This is a genomic window from Bifidobacterium imperatoris (genome assembly GCF_002860405.1).
GTDB lineage: Bacteria > Actinomycetota > Actinomycetes > Actinomycetales > Bifidobacteriaceae > Bifidobacterium > Bifidobacterium imperatoris.
In genome coordinates this window covers 1-13,934 of sequence record NZ_NMWV01000020.1, presented here as the reverse complement: position 1 = coordinate 13,934, position 13,934 = coordinate 1, and the positions used below count along the sequence as shown (strand labels likewise).

Below are 13,934 nucleotides of genomic sequence, written 5' to 3'. Positions count from 1 at the left end.
CACCCGGCTTCGCCGGGAGCCCCCTCGTCAGAGGGGGCCAGGGAAAGTAGCATCAGTGCGGAGCACTGAGTTAGCGGGTGTGGATGCAAGGCGCACCGAGGGAAGGCGTACGAAGGTACGTCGACCGAGGAGCAACGCCGCAGACACGCCCGATAACTCAGTGCTGGCGAAGTCAGCGGTGATTTGATGTGTGTGGCCGCAAGGCGCGGAAGGCGAAGGCGTACGAAGGTACGTCGAGCCTTCCGTAACGCAGCGGACACTCCATCAAATCAGTGCTGACCGTAGACGTTCTGGTAGCGGTCGTTGAGCTTATCGATATCGGCCTGGTCGATCTCGATGATGTCGCCGAGCTGCTTGGCGGCCCACATCGTGTGAGCAACCTCCTCGGTCATCGCGGCGGCCTTCACCGCACCCTCGGCATCCTTGCCGATCGTGAACGGACCATGGTTCTGCATCAGCACGGCCGGCGACTTCGGATACTTCTTCAGGGTTTCGACAACACCCTTGCCGATGGCCTCGGAGCCGATCAGACGGAACGGGCCAACCGGCACCGGGCCGCCGAACTCGTCGCCCATCATGGTCAGGCCGCAAGGAATGTTCTGACCAGTAGCAGCCCAGGCGGTAGCGTACGTGGAGTGGGTGTGCACAACACCGTAGACGTCAGGCATGTTGCGGTAGATGTACGCGTGGGAGGCGGTGTCGGAGGACGGGGCCTCGGTGCCGTCGACCACGTTGCCATCCAGGTCCACCACGACCATCGAGTTCGGCGTCAGGTTCTCGTAGCGCACGCCTGACGGCTTGATGACGAACAGGTCCGCGGTATGCAGGCGCTGGGACACGTTGCCAGCCGTCCACACGACCAGGTTCCACTTGATCAGCTGCTGGTGCAGGGTGGAGACGACCTCACGAACCTGCTTGACCTCGGCACGAACCTCGGGGCCGTAATCAGCCAAAGTAGCCATTGTTGGATTTCCTTTCCACTAGATCGGATAACGATTGTTGAAATTTTGGGATATGGACGGCCTTGCGGCCGGCTGTGTTTCCGCTTCTCTCCCCCAGTCAGCCTCCGGCTGACAGCCCCCTCGTCAGAGGGGGCCAGCTCGACTGTCGTCTCGCACATTGCCTACAAACAACCCACCGGGTTGTTTGCTTAACGGCAATGTCCTGTCAGAGGGGGCCAGAGAAAAGGAGAATTACTTGTCTTCGAGGTTGATGGACTCGATGGCGGTGTGCTCGATCGGCAGCCCCTTGGAGAAGCGTGCGAAGAAGTCTTCGAAGCCGATTACGTCAGAGGCCACCGGGGTTTCGGTAACGGACTGGGCATCCTTGAAAACGCAACCATCCAGGTAATCAGCCAGGTTGGAGTGGTCTTCGTTGGTGTTCCACAGGTAGTTGGCGAGCACTGCCATGCCCCATGCGCCACCTTCGGCGGCGGTGGACATGACCTTAATCGGGGTGTTGAAGGCGGCGGCCAGAATCTTCTGGGCGACCTTCGGGGTGGTGAAGATGCCACCGTGGCCCACGAGAGAATCGATCTGCACGTGCTCCTGCTTGGTCATCACATCCATACCAATCTTGACCGGGGAGAATGCGGAGAACAGCTGGGCGCGCATGAAGTTGCCGAGAGTCATGTGAGCTTCAGGGCTACGGGCGAACAGCGGACGGCCTTCCGGCAGACCTGCCAGGAATTCGCCGGAGCGGAACGGGTAGTTCAGGAGGCCACCGCAGTTGGCGTCCACATCGTCGGCGATAGCAGCGCGGAACAGGGTGCCGTACAAAGTACCTGCGTCAACAGGCTGGCCAATAGCCTTGGCAAACTCACCGAACAGACCAACCCAAGCGTTCAGGTCGGAGGTGAAGTTGTTGGCGTGGCTCATACCAGCCAAATCGCCGGCCGGGGTGGTGACCAGGTCGACTTCCGGGTGCAGAGCCTTGAGCTTATGCTCAAGCACGACCATGGCGAAGATGGAGGTTCCAGCGGAGACGTTACCAGTACGCACGCGCACGGAGTTGGTGGCCACCATACCGGTGCCAGCGTCGCCTTCCGGAGGAGCGAGCACAATGCCAGGCTTCAGCGTGCCGGACGGGTCGAGCAGCTTGGCGCCTTCCTCGGTCAGCTCACCAGCCGGAGTACCGGCAACGAGCGGAGTCGGCAGTAGGTTTTCCAGCTTCCACGGCTGCGCGGCAACCTCAGGCAGAGCGTCGAACTTCTCGATGAATTCGGTTTCGTACGTGTGGGTGGTCGGATCGATCGGGAACATACCGGAGGCATCGCCAACGCCGAGCACCTTCTTGCCGGTGAGCTTCCAGTGCACATAGCCGGCCAGAGTGGTGAAGTATGCAACCTTGGAAACGTGCTCTTCCTTGTTGAGCACGGCCTGGTAAAGGTGAGCGATGGACCAGCGTTCAGGAATGTTGTACTGGAACAGCTCGGAGAGCTTCTGGTGAGCTTCGGAAGTGTTGGTGTTCTGCCAGGTGCGGAACGGGACGAGCAGTTCGCCGTTCTCGTCGAAGGCGAGGTAGCCGTGCATCATGGCGGAGAAGCCGATGTGGCCGATGTGGGTGAGCTTTTCGCCATATGCGGTCTCAACATCGTTGGCCATAGAAGCGTAGGCGTGCTGCAGGCCGCCCCAGATTTCCTCGGTGGAGTAGCTCCACAGGCCATCCTCGAGGTGGGATGCCCAGCTGTAGTCGCCGGAAGCGATGGTGTGGAAGGTGTCGTCAATCAGAACGGCCTTGATTCGGGTGGAGCCGAATTCAATACCCAGCGTGGTTTTGCCCGCGCGAATCTTCTCGGCGATGTTGGCGACCTGCTCGGCCGCGTTGTCGATAACTGCCATATCTATCCTTACCCTGTGGAGCGCCGGGGTTTGCTCCCCTTCTTTGGGGCACTTCTGTTAGCGCTCACAATTTCCGAAAATTATTGTACCTATAACCGAGGTTCGACACAACTTATAGCGTTATTTCGTTTATAACGAATCGATAACAGCAAGTGAATCGCTTATTGATGCAACGCATCTCTTATTAACTACCCCTCAGTCGGCTTTGCCGCCAGCTCCCCTAACAAGGGGAGCCACGAAATAACAGACGATATTTACCTGCGTGGGGCGGGACCCAGCGAGCTGCGGCTCATCACCTTGGCGGGAATCAATCCCACGCTGTGCTGATTAGTAAGGAACACAGGCTCGGAGCCTTCCCCCAAAAGACGCAATGTTTCACGCATGGCGGCGCCACCCAACGCCTCAAAATCAGGGTGCACGGTGGTCAGTGGCGGATACAAGTTATCCATGCCAGGCATATCGTCGAAGCCTACAACGCTGATATCCTGCGGAATCCTGATCTTATGCTCATGCAGAGAACGAATAATGCCTACTGCCTGGCTGTCGTTCGCAGCCACTACCGCCGTGGGCAGCGGCGCACCTTTAACACCATATTCGTCAAGCAGGTGGTTCATCTGCGCATAGGATTCGTCGGAATTCCAGGTATGGCAACGCACTATTTGCGAATCGATGGAGTGCATGGCCGAAAGTTTGCGCCATGCGTCTAGACGCGTATGCGCGTCACGCCATTCGTTCGGACCAGCGAAATACAGCGCGGATTTATGGCCATATTCGCTCATCAGCCTCACCACTTTGGCCATCGCATCCCACTGATCAACACCAACCAGCGCAGTACGTCGCTTATTATCCGAAGAAATCAGGCTCAAGCCCTCGCGCACGGTCATTTGACCGTGAGTAGAGGTCACGATAACGCGAGGCTGGTTGACTTTGGCTCGGCAGGCCGCCGCAAACATCACATCAGTCGGCGTGAGGAAAATAAAAGCATCCACGTTCTGTTCGATGAACGTATCGCACAGGTTATCGAATTCAGCCTGCGTGCATAGCGCCTCGTGCACCATCATGACACTCATGAACAGCCCGTGCTCGCGCGCGATGGATTCAATGGACGCGATGGCGGAAATAGGGCCGAAGAACTTCATGCCGCCTGCGATCAGGCCGATGGTGCGCGAACGGTGGGAGGCCAATGCGCGCGCGGAATTGGATGGACGGTAACCCAGCTGATTGACTGCGGCCTGAACCTTGGCGCGGGTGGCATCGGAAACGTCCGGAGAATTGTTGATTACGCGGGAAACAGTCTGATGACTCACTCCGGCAAGTTTGGCCACCTCGAACATGGACGGACGCTTGCTTGGTTTGCGGCTGTTCACCATACCACCTGAACCTTTCCGCTCGCGACTGGCATCCATTGCACAGCCGTTGAATGGCATTGCTGGTATTGACTTTAGCGCGTTTTCATCAAGGAGCGTTAACGCTCACATTGCCGTGTCGCGGGGAATAAGGTCCACTCCCTCTCATTCGCAGACCACGGCTCTCATTATTCGCGTATCCGCAACAACTCAGGTCAGATGCCAGCTGATGCGATGCAGCGGAGTCGGGCCTTGGGCGGCAATGGCTGCACGGTGAGCCGCAGAGCCATATCCTTTGTTGTGCTCCCATTCGTATGGCGCATACTGCGGATGGCTGCGTGCAAGGTCGACCATGAGCCGGTCTCGAGTGACTTTGGCAATCACCGCGGCGGTAGCTACCGTGGCACAATGCTGGTCACCTTTGACTTTGGTGGTGACTGCGGCCGGAATCGGTACGTCTGGCGCATCAAAAGTGTCTAACGCTTTGGTGATGTAGTCGCTTGGACCATCGAGGATTGCGCCGACTCGCAGCGGCTGATCGGCTCTCATCCCAAGCTGCCGTTCGGCTTGGGTAAGCGCACGCAGGGCGGCAATGCCAAGCGCATAGGAGATGCCCCAGTCGTCGATTTCAGTATTGCTGGCCTGGCCCACCGCCCAGGCGGCACACCAGTTACACAGTTCGTCGTAGATGGCTTCGCGGCGATGTTCGGTGAGCATTTTGGAATCGGCTACGCCTGCGGGAACATCGAGGGTGTTCAAATCGCGCGCCCAGATCGCAGCGCAGCCAACCATTACCGGCCCGGCGAGCGCTCCGCGCCCAACTTCATCGAAGCCAACGATCAAGTCATAGCCTTGGGAGGCAAGGCTATGTTCAAGTTCCAGTGTTGGCGTGATTTTCGGCATGCCTTACCTCCGATAAACAACTCAATGCGTTTCAAAACTTCCACCGAAGAACTACCCCTCCGTCGGCTTCACCGACAGCTCCCCTGACAAGGGGAGCCAAGGAAAAAGGAATTCAGGAAGCGGAGGAAGTGGGGTCAGGGACGTTGGCGAAGACACCATGATGGGCGTCGAGCACGCCAATGCGGTTAAGAGGCCAGTACGTCACCAGGCCGGTACCCACTACATCGGAGATGGGCACCAAGCCGTGATCTCCATCGTCTTGATGGTAGCGGGAATCGGCGGAATTAGCGCGATTGTCCCCCATCACAAACACATGGCCTTCGGTCACGGTCACCGAGAATGGGAAGGCACTCGGATCCACGCCGGGGCGAATATAAGAGGATTCATTAATCGCCACACCATTGATGGTGATCGGCTGACCGGCGCCCTTGCACTCCACGGTGTCGCCAGGCAAACCAATCAGACGTTTGATAAGGAATCCTCCGCCGAGGCCGTTACTTTGCTCGGCGCTCAGCCAATTGTTTGGATCTTTGAAGACCACCACGTCGCCGCGTTGCAAATCAAAGTATTTCGGGGTGAGTTTGCTGGCCACCACTCGATCTCCGGGCACAATCGTATCCATCATGGATCGAGATGGAATTTCGTAGAATCCCACGAGGAAAATACGAATCAGCAGCACAATCAGTACCGGTATGCCGCACCAGATAAAGAAGTCGCGCAACGTGAACCCACCATCATCGGGTTCGGCTGCACTCTTGGCGTGACGAGCCACGGTTTTTTGCGATCCTCTGCCAACCACCACTACGGCAGGCGGCACCGGAGTTACATCAACACCATGATCGGCCACTTGCAAAGTGCGTAGGTCACGGGCCGAGGATTCGGCATCAGCGGCCGCATTGGCAGCATCGGTGACTGCAGCGTCCGCAGATTGCAGCGGATTCGCGCTCGGAGTTTCGGCAATCACGGAAATCGGCAGCGATTCGTTATCCTGATCATCCTGCATTGCACATCCTCCGTGGTCCAGTCTGTTTCCGCGTAACCGGTAGCCGGCATATAAGCGGGCTCCATCTTACTTGCCCAATACGAATTCAGCCCGGAACCACAAACGATTCCGGGCTGAATTTCACGGTTTATTCGCGCGACTGCATAGTCGCAAGCTGTAACAAACCTATTGACGAACTCACTTAGCGGAGTTGTCGCGGCGCTCGACGATACGAGCAGCCTTGCCGCGCAGAGCGCGCAGGTAGTACAGCTTGGCGCGGCGCACACGGCCCTTACGCACGAGCTTGATGGACTCGATGGACGGGGAGTGAACCGGGAAACGACGCTCCACACCAGTGCCGAAGCTGATCTTGCGGACCACGAAGGTCTCACGAACGCCAGCACCCTGACGAGCAATCACCACGCCGGTGAAGGTCTGGATACGGGAGTTGTTGCCTTCCTTGATCTTCACGTTCACGTCGACGGTGTCGCCGGGACGGAAGGCCGGGATTTCCTCAGCCGGCTTCATGTGCTTGGCGTCAAAAGCCTCAATAGCGTTAACCATTGTTGTTCCTTCAGTGCTGCCGCATACCAGCCCTAGGTTGGGATTGCTGCCAACATAATGTGGCGCAATCGCTCACATTTATCCCTCAGGTTTGCCTTTGGGAAGTCTGCCAATCCGCCGAAAGTCTTGTTCGACTGGACCCTTGGAGAAGTTGGCTTATGCGGCGGCCTACTTCTCGGCACAACAAAGCAAAAGTTTACGGCAGCTTGCGGACACTTTGGCGTACGATCAGGTTCGTGGTCAGCTCGATATGCGTGGGCATGGAACCACCTTTGCCTTCGAGTAGCTGCATCAGCGTAGTGGCACCGAATTGTGCCATTTCTCGCACGGCGTGATGCACGGTGGTCAGCGGTGGCAGTAGCATGCGGCTGGTGGGCAAATCATCGAATCCGACTACCGATAGATCGTTCGGGATTGTCAGACCGCGCTCCCATGCGACCGCATATACGCCGGCAGCCTGCATGTCGCTGGCGGCGAAGATGGCCGTGGGTGGATTCGGCAGGTCAAGCAGCTTTCGCGCATGCTCGCGTCCGTCTTCATAGCGAAACTCCCCGGATGTGATCAGCGCGGGGTCCACCGGGATGTCCGCCTGCCGCATGGCACCACGGAAACCATCCAATCGAGCCAAGGCAGTCTGCAGATAGGTTGGACCGCCGATGAATGCGATGCGCGTATGACCTTGTGCAATCAAGTATTCCGTAGCCTCGCGCACGCCTACATAATCATTCGACCCCACAGTGGGCACATTTTTCGGCACTTCTCCGGTAGGGTCGACGAGCACCGCAGGAATGCCGGAGCGAGTCAGACGTTCTTCGGCTTCTTTGGGGAATTCGAACAGCGGTATGATCACGCCGGCTGATTTACGAGCCAGTACCTCTTCCAACCAATCGCTGATATTCCAATCCTCGTTGGTTCTGGCGGAAACGATGGGCACATATGGCTTGTTGAGCCCGGCAAGCACACCGGAAAGAATCTCCTCAGACCACGGGGTGTCAAGATCGTCGAGCAACAGCTCAACCATATTGGTCGTGGTCTGCTCAGTGCGCTTGCGCCGGCGATACCCATTCTTTTCCAGCAACGCATCAATGCGTTTACGCGTGGCATCGGATACACCCGGGCGATTATTGAGCACCTTGGACGCCGTCGATAGGGACACTCCTGCCTCTCGGGCGATTTGGGCGAGCTTGGTATTGCCGGGTTGGGAAGTCATGGCCTTTACCATAGCGCAGTTTAGGGCCGGATATGCAATGAAGACGAAACTTTCGCCGTCATTCGAAGCAGATGCGCAGACAGTATCAATGCATCGCGGAGGCCGCGGGAAAACAGCTGACGATCGCAGCGCAGAACAATCCTTACCTTCCATCCCGAAAAAGAAAGTTTTTATGAAACTTTCTTTTATGTTGCGAAAGTTGGGAAAATGTCCATAAGGCGCACCATGTCAAGCAACACGCCGTATTTGATAACGCAAACACCGAATTACTACAGTGCAAATTAACAACGAAGTTTCTCTAAAACAGAGAAAGTTTCCTAAACGTGTAGTGCAGCGTTGTTACCACTGGGAATAACAGAAGAAAGGACTTCCCCATGTCTTCCAACGAAGCAACCACCACAACGGTGGGCGTCACCAACGAATCGCAGCCCAAGCTGCCCACTCGCATCGGCTGGGCACTGGTTATCGGACCGGCTTGCTGGCTCGGCCCATACGTCGGCACCTCAGTCACCCTGCTGCCGGCCAAGATTCAGCAGCTCGCCCCGAACGACAAGGTCACTTTGGTGGCCACCTTCTCCGCCGTGGCCATGATCGTGGCCACCATCGCCAACATTCTGGCCGGCGCCCTGTCAGACATCACCCGCACCAAGCACGGCAAGCGCACGCCGTGGATCGTTATCTGCTCCATTCTTTCCGGCGTACTGCTCTGGCTGCTCTCCATGGCTCCGAACATCCCCGTGCTGCTCGCCGTGTGGGCCGTCTATCAGGCAGTACTGAATGCAGTTGTTGCCCCGATGATCGCCCAGCTGTCTGATCGCGTCGCACCTCGTTGGCGCGGCACCATCTCCTCCTTCTACGGCATCGGCATGGCATTCGGTAACTATGGTTCCGGCATTATCGCCTCCCAGTTCCTCGGCAATGTTGGCACCGGTATTCAGGTGCTGGCCGCCTTCGCGGTGATCGGCGGCGTTCTTTCCGCTGTAATCGCCAAGGAACCAAGCAATCTTGACGAGCCGCGCGCTAAGTTCGATATCAACACTCTGAAGCAGAACTTCATGTTCCCGACCCAGAACTGCCGCGACTACTATCTGGCCCTCGCCGGCAAGATTCTGATGGTCACCGGTCAGTATGTGATTGTGGGATACCAGCTTTACATCTTCACCGATTACATGAAGCTGGACGATAAGGCCACCGCAAATTCCGTCTCCATCATGTCCATCATTCTGATGATCACCGGCATTCTGTTCTGCGCCATTGCCGGCCCGCTGACCGATAAGTTCCACCGTCTGAAGGCCCCGGTTGCCGTGACCACCATCATGCTCGGCGTAGGCGCATTCTTCCCGTTCATCGCAGCCGAGCCATGGACCATGCTTGCTTACGCTGTGGTGGCCGGCATCGGCATGGGCGCTTACAACGCCGTCGATCAGGCTCTGAACGTGGCCGTGCTGCCTGATCCGAAGACTGCCGCGAAGGACTTGGGCATCATCAATATGGCCAACACCTTGGGCCAGGTCTTTGGCCCGATGATTGCAGCCGGCGTGATCAACATCCTCGGCTACCGCGCAATCTTCCCAACCGAAACCATCATCTGCGTTATCGGTGGCCTGCTGATTATGATGATCAAGCGCGTGAAGTAATCGAAGTATCCGTGAAATCATGAAGCAATCATTGTGAAGGACAGCATTATGAGCACCACTTCCATTTCTTCGTTCACCCCTGTTGCAGATATCCCTCGCCGACTGTTCGGCTCGTTTGTGGAGCAGCTCGGCCGCAGCGTGTATGGCGGCATTTACGAGCCCACTCACCCCACTGCGGATGAGAACGGCTTCCGTCAGGACGTGCTGGACCTCGTCAAAGAGCTCGGCGTCACCTGCGTGCGTTATCCGGGCGGCAATATCGTCTCCAACTATCGCTGGGAGGATGGCACCGGCCCGCGCGAATTGCGACCGGTACGCCGCGAACTGGCCTGGCACCAAACCGAAACCAATGAAGTCGGCATTGATGATTTCTACCGCTGGAGCAAGAAAGCCGGCACCGAAATCATGCTTGCCGTCAACATGGGCACCCGCGGACTTCAGGAGGCACTGGACGAACTGGAGTATGTGAACGGCGCTCCCGGCACCACCATTGCCGACCGCCGCGTGGCCAACGGAATCCCCGAGCCGATGAACATTGCCATGTGGTGCATCGGCAACGAAATGGACGGCCCCTGGCAGGTCGGTCACATGACGGCCGAGGAATATGCCAGCCGCGTGGAGAAGGTGGCACACGCCATGAAGCTGGCTGAATCCGGCTTGGAAATGGTGGCCTGCGGCTCCTCCAGCGCTCAGATGCCGACCTTTGGCACGTGGGAGAAGACCGTGCTCACCCGCGCTTACGAGTACTTAAGCTTCGTCTCTGCGCACGCCTATTACTACGATCATGACCACGATTCCCACAAGCCCGAAGGTATGCGAGAATTCCTGGCTTCTTCCGAAGACATGAAGCAGTTCATTGCCACCGTGGCATCTTGCGCCGATTATGCGCGCGAGCAGAACCACGGCACCAAGGACATCGCCATCTCCTTCGACGAATGGGGTGTGTGGTATCAGGATGTGTGGCAGAAGCAGGAAGCCGAGTGGAAGGCCGCGGAAACCGAAGGCCTGCACACCGAGCCATGGCCCAAGGCACCGCACCTGCTGGAAGATGTGTACACTGCGTCCGATGCTGTGGTTGAGGGATCGTTGATGATTACGCTGCTCAAGCACTGCGACCGCGTGCGTTCTGCATCCCGCGCCCAGCTGGTGAATGTGATTGCGCCGATTATGGCGGAAGAAAACGGACCGGCTTGGAAGCAGACGATTTATTACCCGTTTGCTGAAGTTGCCAACCATGCTCGTGGTGTTGCCTATGTTCCTGCGGTCGACGGCCCGACATTCCACACTGAGACCTATGGCGATGTGCAGGCGTTGGAGTCCGTGGTGACTTGGGATGAAGCCACGCGCGAAGGCCTGATTCTGGCCGTAAATCGCGATCCGGATGCTGCACATGAGGTGACCATTGATGTTGCTTCTCTGCCAGGTGCGGATGCGGCTCGCTTTGCCGTGACACACGCCGAGGTGCTGCATGATGACGATCCATACCGCCAAAACACTGCTGAAAATCCTCTGGCTGTAACGCCGCAGGAGCTCACTGTGGCGACCGATGGCGCTGCAGTGAGCTATGAGCTGCCGTCTATTGCTTGGTCGGCAGTGCGGTTTACGGCGTGATTGATTTGAGTAGTCCTGCACAGTTTGGCAGCATTGCTCAAACTGTGCAGGGAATATGCATATAAACGCGCAGGTATGATAATGGCGGAATCATTGCGATTCCGCCATTTTCTTATGCAATTAAGTACGATTCGCTGCGGAGTTATTGCCGCATCAACTTTGCTACGGCAGACCTAATAGCCGGTTCGGCGGTGTCTGGAGTATCAGTGTTTGCTACCGACTGCTCAATCGGGCACATGCCGGTTCCTGCACGATTGAGAATCATCGGCACCAGCGTGCCATACGATGCTTCGATGCCTTGTTTTTGCAGGGTATCCAGCCCTGCCTCGCTCATTGTTTCGGCATAAACCGCCTTGGCTCCGAGCTTGGCATAGAGCAGTGCAGCGCCTTTGCCGACCACGCGATCGGCGGCGGAATATCCTTTGAGGCTTTGCCCGGCAGCAAGCCACTGCAGTAGCGGACGCACTCCTCGACCAGTACCGGTCAGGGTTTCGGCGTTGCTATTGCAGGCCACGCAGCCCAGTGATGGGTCTGCTAGCAGCAATGTTTTCGCGCGATCAAGATCGACCATCAGTACTTCCCTCTTCTTATGTAATGGCCCCTTGCGAACAAGGGGCCATTACTGTCAACTATGGGCAAGAATCAGTTGATTAGTCGCGTCTGCGATCCACAGCCGTCATAATCACCGGAACCAGAACCCACTGCAATACCAAGCCAGGCAGTCCAGTAATCACGGCAGCCCATACCGAGGCAACTGTCATTGCTGTATTGCCGAGCAGCGAAACCGCCACGGCAATCGCAATAGCATCAACCAAGCGGCCGGCAACCTGAGCACCAAGCAGCTTACCCAGCCATGCGAGCGGTGCTGGCACTGCCGCGGGCAACTGCACACCGCGCAGCAAGCCAGCAAACAGGCCGTATGCGGCGAGTTCGATAACCATGAACGGCACCATCGGAGCCATGGGCATGCCGGTCAGCGCAAAACTGATGATTGGCGCAAGCGCACCAGTTGCCACACCGGCATAAGGGCCAGCGAGCAGACCGACGAGTAGGACCGGCAGATGCATGGGCAGCAGCGTCTGGCCGATTACAGTGCCTAAGCCGAGTGCCGCGCCGGCTAGATGGAAGATTTGCGGCAGAGCGACGGCGGCGATAACAGCAAGCGCCGCCGCGATGGATTGGAATTTGACGGATGGCAGCGCGTAGGTGCGCGTTGCGGTAGTTGTTTGCATGATGAAAACTCCTTGTTGAATATCGATATCAGTTCGTCGTCTTTGACTACCCCTCAGTCACCTTCGGTGACAGCTCCCCTGACAAGAGAAGCCGAGAATCAACGAAAACCAACTAACGATGGTCGAGGTCGATGAGGTGGTAGTCGCGCGAGCCGAGGCCCATTTCTACGGCATGTTCGATGGTGTGAATGCCGTGGCGGGATTCGATGCGTTCGATAAGCGGCTCTTTGTTGTCATGAGACACGTAAACCATGTCCACGCAAGCCTGATCCACGGCTACTGGGTCGAGCGAGGCGCAGATGCCAATATCCGCCATAACGGGCGGGTGCGGGTTGCCGTCGCAATCGCAGTCCACGGACAGGTTGTTCATCACGTTGATGAAGAGCATATTGCCTTTGAGTGCGTTGAACACGGCGGTTGCCGCCTCCGCCATGGCTTCGAGGAAGGAGTCCTGATCGCCGCTGAACGGGTTGGGCAGAATCTCATCCTGACCGGAATGCAGGCGCTTCTTGCCGTTTGAGGAAGCCATACCGATGGAGATGTTCTTGAGCGCACCGCCGAAGCCGCCCATCATATGACCTTTGAAGTGGGAAAGCACGGCGTAGTAGTCGTAGTTCGGGAAGTGGGAGCCGACGATATCGCCGGTGATTCGCTTACCACCTTCCACAGGAATGGTGATTTCGCCTTCCTCATCCTGGATGTCGCACGGGGCGATGTCCAGGAAACCGTGGTCTTTGATGGTTTGCCAATGATGCTCGCTGACGTCTCGCGTGCCGGGATAAGCGGTGTTGCATTCCACGATGGTGCCGTTCAAATGCTGCACCAAATCTTTGATAAGCGCCGGCTGCAGATAATGCGTATTGCCGCCTTCGCCGGAGCTGAGTTTGACCGCTACCTTGCCTTGAGGCCGAGCGCCAAGCGCCTCATACACGCGCATGAGGCCGGCCGGGCTGATATCTCGAGTGAAATACACGTTGGCGGCCATTGGGTAATCGGTGTCGTGATTATGCGTTTCCTCCATAATATGCCTCCTTGCATCCGTGCTTTCAAGGGTCGACGTGCCTCACGTTTTTTGAGCGCGTAGGGTGTGGTGGTGCCTCATCGGGAATGAGCGCGAACGGTATCGGTCCTGTTTGGCTTGTCTTATGGAAGACAGGATCAGCATGGCGACGAAGCGGCAGGTCACCCTGAGATTCAGGGATGAATACATGAAGGCGTCGAAGAAGGACAAGGGACGCATCCTCGATGAGATGTGCTCCGTGCTGGGAATCGGCAGGAGCACCGCGAGACGCAGACTCACGGAAGCCGGGCGCGGCAGGCCGTCGATGTCGCCCGCGGAGCGGCCGAAGCGGTATTCGGAGCAGTCGCGCGAGCTGCTGGTCCAGGTGTGGCTGATGATGGATGCGCCGTGCGCGAAGTACCTCAAGGCGATGCTGCCCCTGTGGATGCCCATGCTGCGCGCGCACGGCGAGCTCGCCGACTGGGACGGTTTCGCGTTCCGCGAGCTGGAGCGGATGAGCGCGGCCACGATGGACCGGTACCTCAAAAAGACGCGCGACGCGGCACGGCCCAGAGGCATCTCCACTACCCGGCCCGCCGGGGAGCTGCT

12 protein-coding genes and 1 pseudogene are annotated in these 13,934 nt (G+C 57.6%); 3 read left to right on the top strand and 10 right to left on the bottom strand.

The features are described 5' to 3' along the window. Nucleotides 1-269 precede the first annotated feature (269 nt). The 7 genes from Tam1G_RS07555 to Tam1G_RS07525 all read right to left on the bottom strand — a co-directional run bounded on the left by Tam1G_RS07555 (nucleotide 270) and on the right by Tam1G_RS07525 (nucleotide 7,845). On the bottom strand, nucleotides 270-962 hold the full coding sequence (locus Tam1G_RS07555) for an L-ribulose-5-phosphate 4-epimerase (RefSeq protein WP_101626057.1): 693 nt from the start codon (nucleotides 960-962) through the stop codon (nucleotides 270-272). Between the two features lie 231 nt (nucleotides 963-1,193). After that, nucleotides 1,194-2,840: a xylulokinase gene (locus Tam1G_RS07550; protein ID WP_101626056.1), complete on the bottom strand. Its 1,647-nt coding sequence runs from the start codon at nucleotides 2,838-2,840 to the stop codon at nucleotides 1,194-1,196. 254 nt (nucleotides 2,841-3,094) lie between these two features. Further along, the gene (locus tag Tam1G_RS07545) at nucleotides 3,095-4,210 is read right to left on the bottom strand and encodes a LacI family DNA-binding transcriptional regulator (protein ID WP_101626075.1); all 1,116 of its coding nucleotides are present in this window, start codon (nucleotides 4,208-4,210) and stop codon (nucleotides 3,095-3,097) included. Nucleotides 4,211-4,396: 186 nt separating this feature from the next. Next, nucleotides 4,397-5,089 (bottom strand): ribonuclease HII, encoded by a 693-nt coding sequence (locus tag Tam1G_RS07540; RefSeq protein ID WP_101626055.1) that lies wholly within the window; start codon nucleotides 5,087-5,089, stop codon nucleotides 4,397-4,399. A 112-nt stretch (nucleotides 5,090-5,201) separates the two neighbouring features. Beyond that, entirely contained in the window at nucleotides 5,202-6,092 is an 891-nt protein-coding gene (gene lepB, locus Tam1G_RS07535) for a signal peptidase I (protein ID WP_101626054.1), read from the bottom strand. A gap of 177 nt (nucleotides 6,093-6,269) precedes the next feature. Continuing rightward, nucleotides 6,270-6,635: a 50S ribosomal protein L19 gene (gene rplS, locus Tam1G_RS07530; protein ID WP_033891529.1), complete on the bottom strand. Its 366-nt coding sequence runs from the start codon at nucleotides 6,633-6,635 to the stop codon at nucleotides 6,270-6,272. 196 nt (nucleotides 6,636-6,831) lie between these two features. Then, nucleotides 6,832-7,845 carry a LacI family DNA-binding transcriptional regulator gene (locus tag Tam1G_RS07525; protein WP_165781948.1) on the bottom strand — a complete coding sequence of 338 codons (1,014 nt, stop codon included), beginning with the start codon at nucleotides 7,843-7,845 and terminating at the stop codon, nucleotides 6,832-6,834. A gap of 374 nt (nucleotides 7,846-8,219) precedes the next feature. On the opposite strand from Tam1G_RS07525, the gene Tam1G_RS07520 reads away from it, so the two are divergent. Continuing rightward, entirely contained in the window at nucleotides 8,220-9,482 is a 1,263-nt protein-coding gene (locus Tam1G_RS07520) for an MFS transporter (RefSeq protein ID WP_101626052.1), read from the top strand. Between the two features lie 48 nt (nucleotides 9,483-9,530). Further along, complete coding sequence (locus tag Tam1G_RS07515) at nucleotides 9,531-11,093, top strand: alpha-N-arabinofuranosidase (RefSeq protein ID WP_101626051.1); 1,563 nt, start codon at nucleotides 9,531-9,533, stop codon at nucleotides 11,091-11,093. Nucleotides 11,094-11,235: 142 nt separating this feature from the next. Here Tam1G_RS07515 and Tam1G_RS07510 read toward each other — a convergent pair whose 3' ends face one another. From Tam1G_RS07510 to Tam1G_RS07500, 3 genes are all read right to left on the bottom strand, one after another. Continuing rightward, complete coding sequence (locus tag Tam1G_RS07510; RefSeq protein ID WP_101626050.1) at nucleotides 11,236-11,664, bottom strand: DUF1893 domain-containing protein; 429 nt, start codon at nucleotides 11,662-11,664, stop codon at nucleotides 11,236-11,238. A gap of 79 nt (nucleotides 11,665-11,743) precedes the next feature. Next, nucleotides 11,744-12,325, bottom strand: a complete 582-nt coding sequence (locus tag Tam1G_RS07505) for an ECF transporter S component (protein WP_101626049.1) — start codon at nucleotides 12,323-12,325, stop codon at nucleotides 11,744-11,746. Nucleotides 12,326-12,437: 112 nt separating this feature from the next. Beyond that, nucleotides 12,438-13,346, bottom strand: coding sequence for a DUF362 domain-containing protein (locus Tam1G_RS07500; RefSeq protein WP_207553084.1), 909 nt, complete (start codon nucleotides 13,344-13,346; stop codon nucleotides 12,438-12,440). 124 nt (nucleotides 13,347-13,470) lie between these two features. Between Tam1G_RS07500 and Tam1G_RS07495 the strand changes: the two are divergent. Next, nucleotides 13,471-13,934 (top strand): annotated as a pseudogene (locus tag Tam1G_RS07495) (integrase catalytic domain-containing protein); the annotation flags it as partial.

What these genes read in the sequence shown, in the direction of transcription:
- Tam1G_RS07555 (WP_101626057.1), bottom strand. Translation starts at nt 962, where the DNA reads ATGGCTACTTTGGCTGATTACGGCCCCGAGGTTCGTGCCGAGGTCAAG.
- Tam1G_RS07550 (WP_101626056.1), bottom strand. Translation starts at nt 2,840, where the DNA reads ATGGCAGTTATCGACAACGCGGCCGAGCAGGTCGCCAACATCGCCGAG.
- Tam1G_RS07545 (WP_101626075.1), bottom strand. Translation starts at nt 4,210, where the DNA reads ATGGTGAACAGCCGCAAACCAAGCAAGCGTCCGTCCATGTTCGAGGTG.
- Tam1G_RS07540 (WP_101626055.1), bottom strand. Translation starts at nt 5,089, where the DNA reads ATGCCGAAAATCACGCCAACACTGGAACTTGAACATAGCCTTGCCTCC.
- lepB (WP_101626054.1), bottom strand. Translation starts at nt 6,092, where the DNA reads ATGCAGGATGATCAGGATAACGAATCGCTGCCGATTTCCGTGATTGCC.
- rplS (WP_033891529.1), bottom strand. Translation starts at nt 6,635, where the DNA reads ATGGTTAACGCTATTGAGGCTTTTGACGCCAAGCACATGAAGCCGGCT.
- Tam1G_RS07525 (WP_165781948.1), bottom strand. Translation starts at nt 7,845, where the DNA reads ATGACTTCCCAACCCGGCAATACCAAGCTCGCCCAAATCGCCCGAGAG.
- Tam1G_RS07520 (WP_101626052.1), top strand. Translation starts at nt 8,220, where the DNA reads ATGTCTTCCAACGAAGCAACCACCACAACGGTGGGCGTCACCAACGAA.
- Tam1G_RS07515 (WP_101626051.1), top strand. Translation starts at nt 9,531, where the DNA reads ATGAGCACCACTTCCATTTCTTCGTTCACCCCTGTTGCAGATATCCCT.
- Tam1G_RS07510 (WP_101626050.1), bottom strand. Translation starts at nt 11,664, where the DNA reads ATGGTCGATCTTGATCGCGCGAAAACATTGCTGCTAGCAGACCCATCA.
- Tam1G_RS07505 (WP_101626049.1), bottom strand. Translation starts at nt 12,325, where the DNA reads ATGCAAACAACTACCGCAACGCGCACCTACGCGCTGCCATCCGTCAAA.
- Tam1G_RS07500 (WP_207553084.1), bottom strand. Translation starts at nt 13,346, where the DNA reads ATGGAGGAAACGCATAATCACGACACCGATTACCCAATGGCCGCCAAC.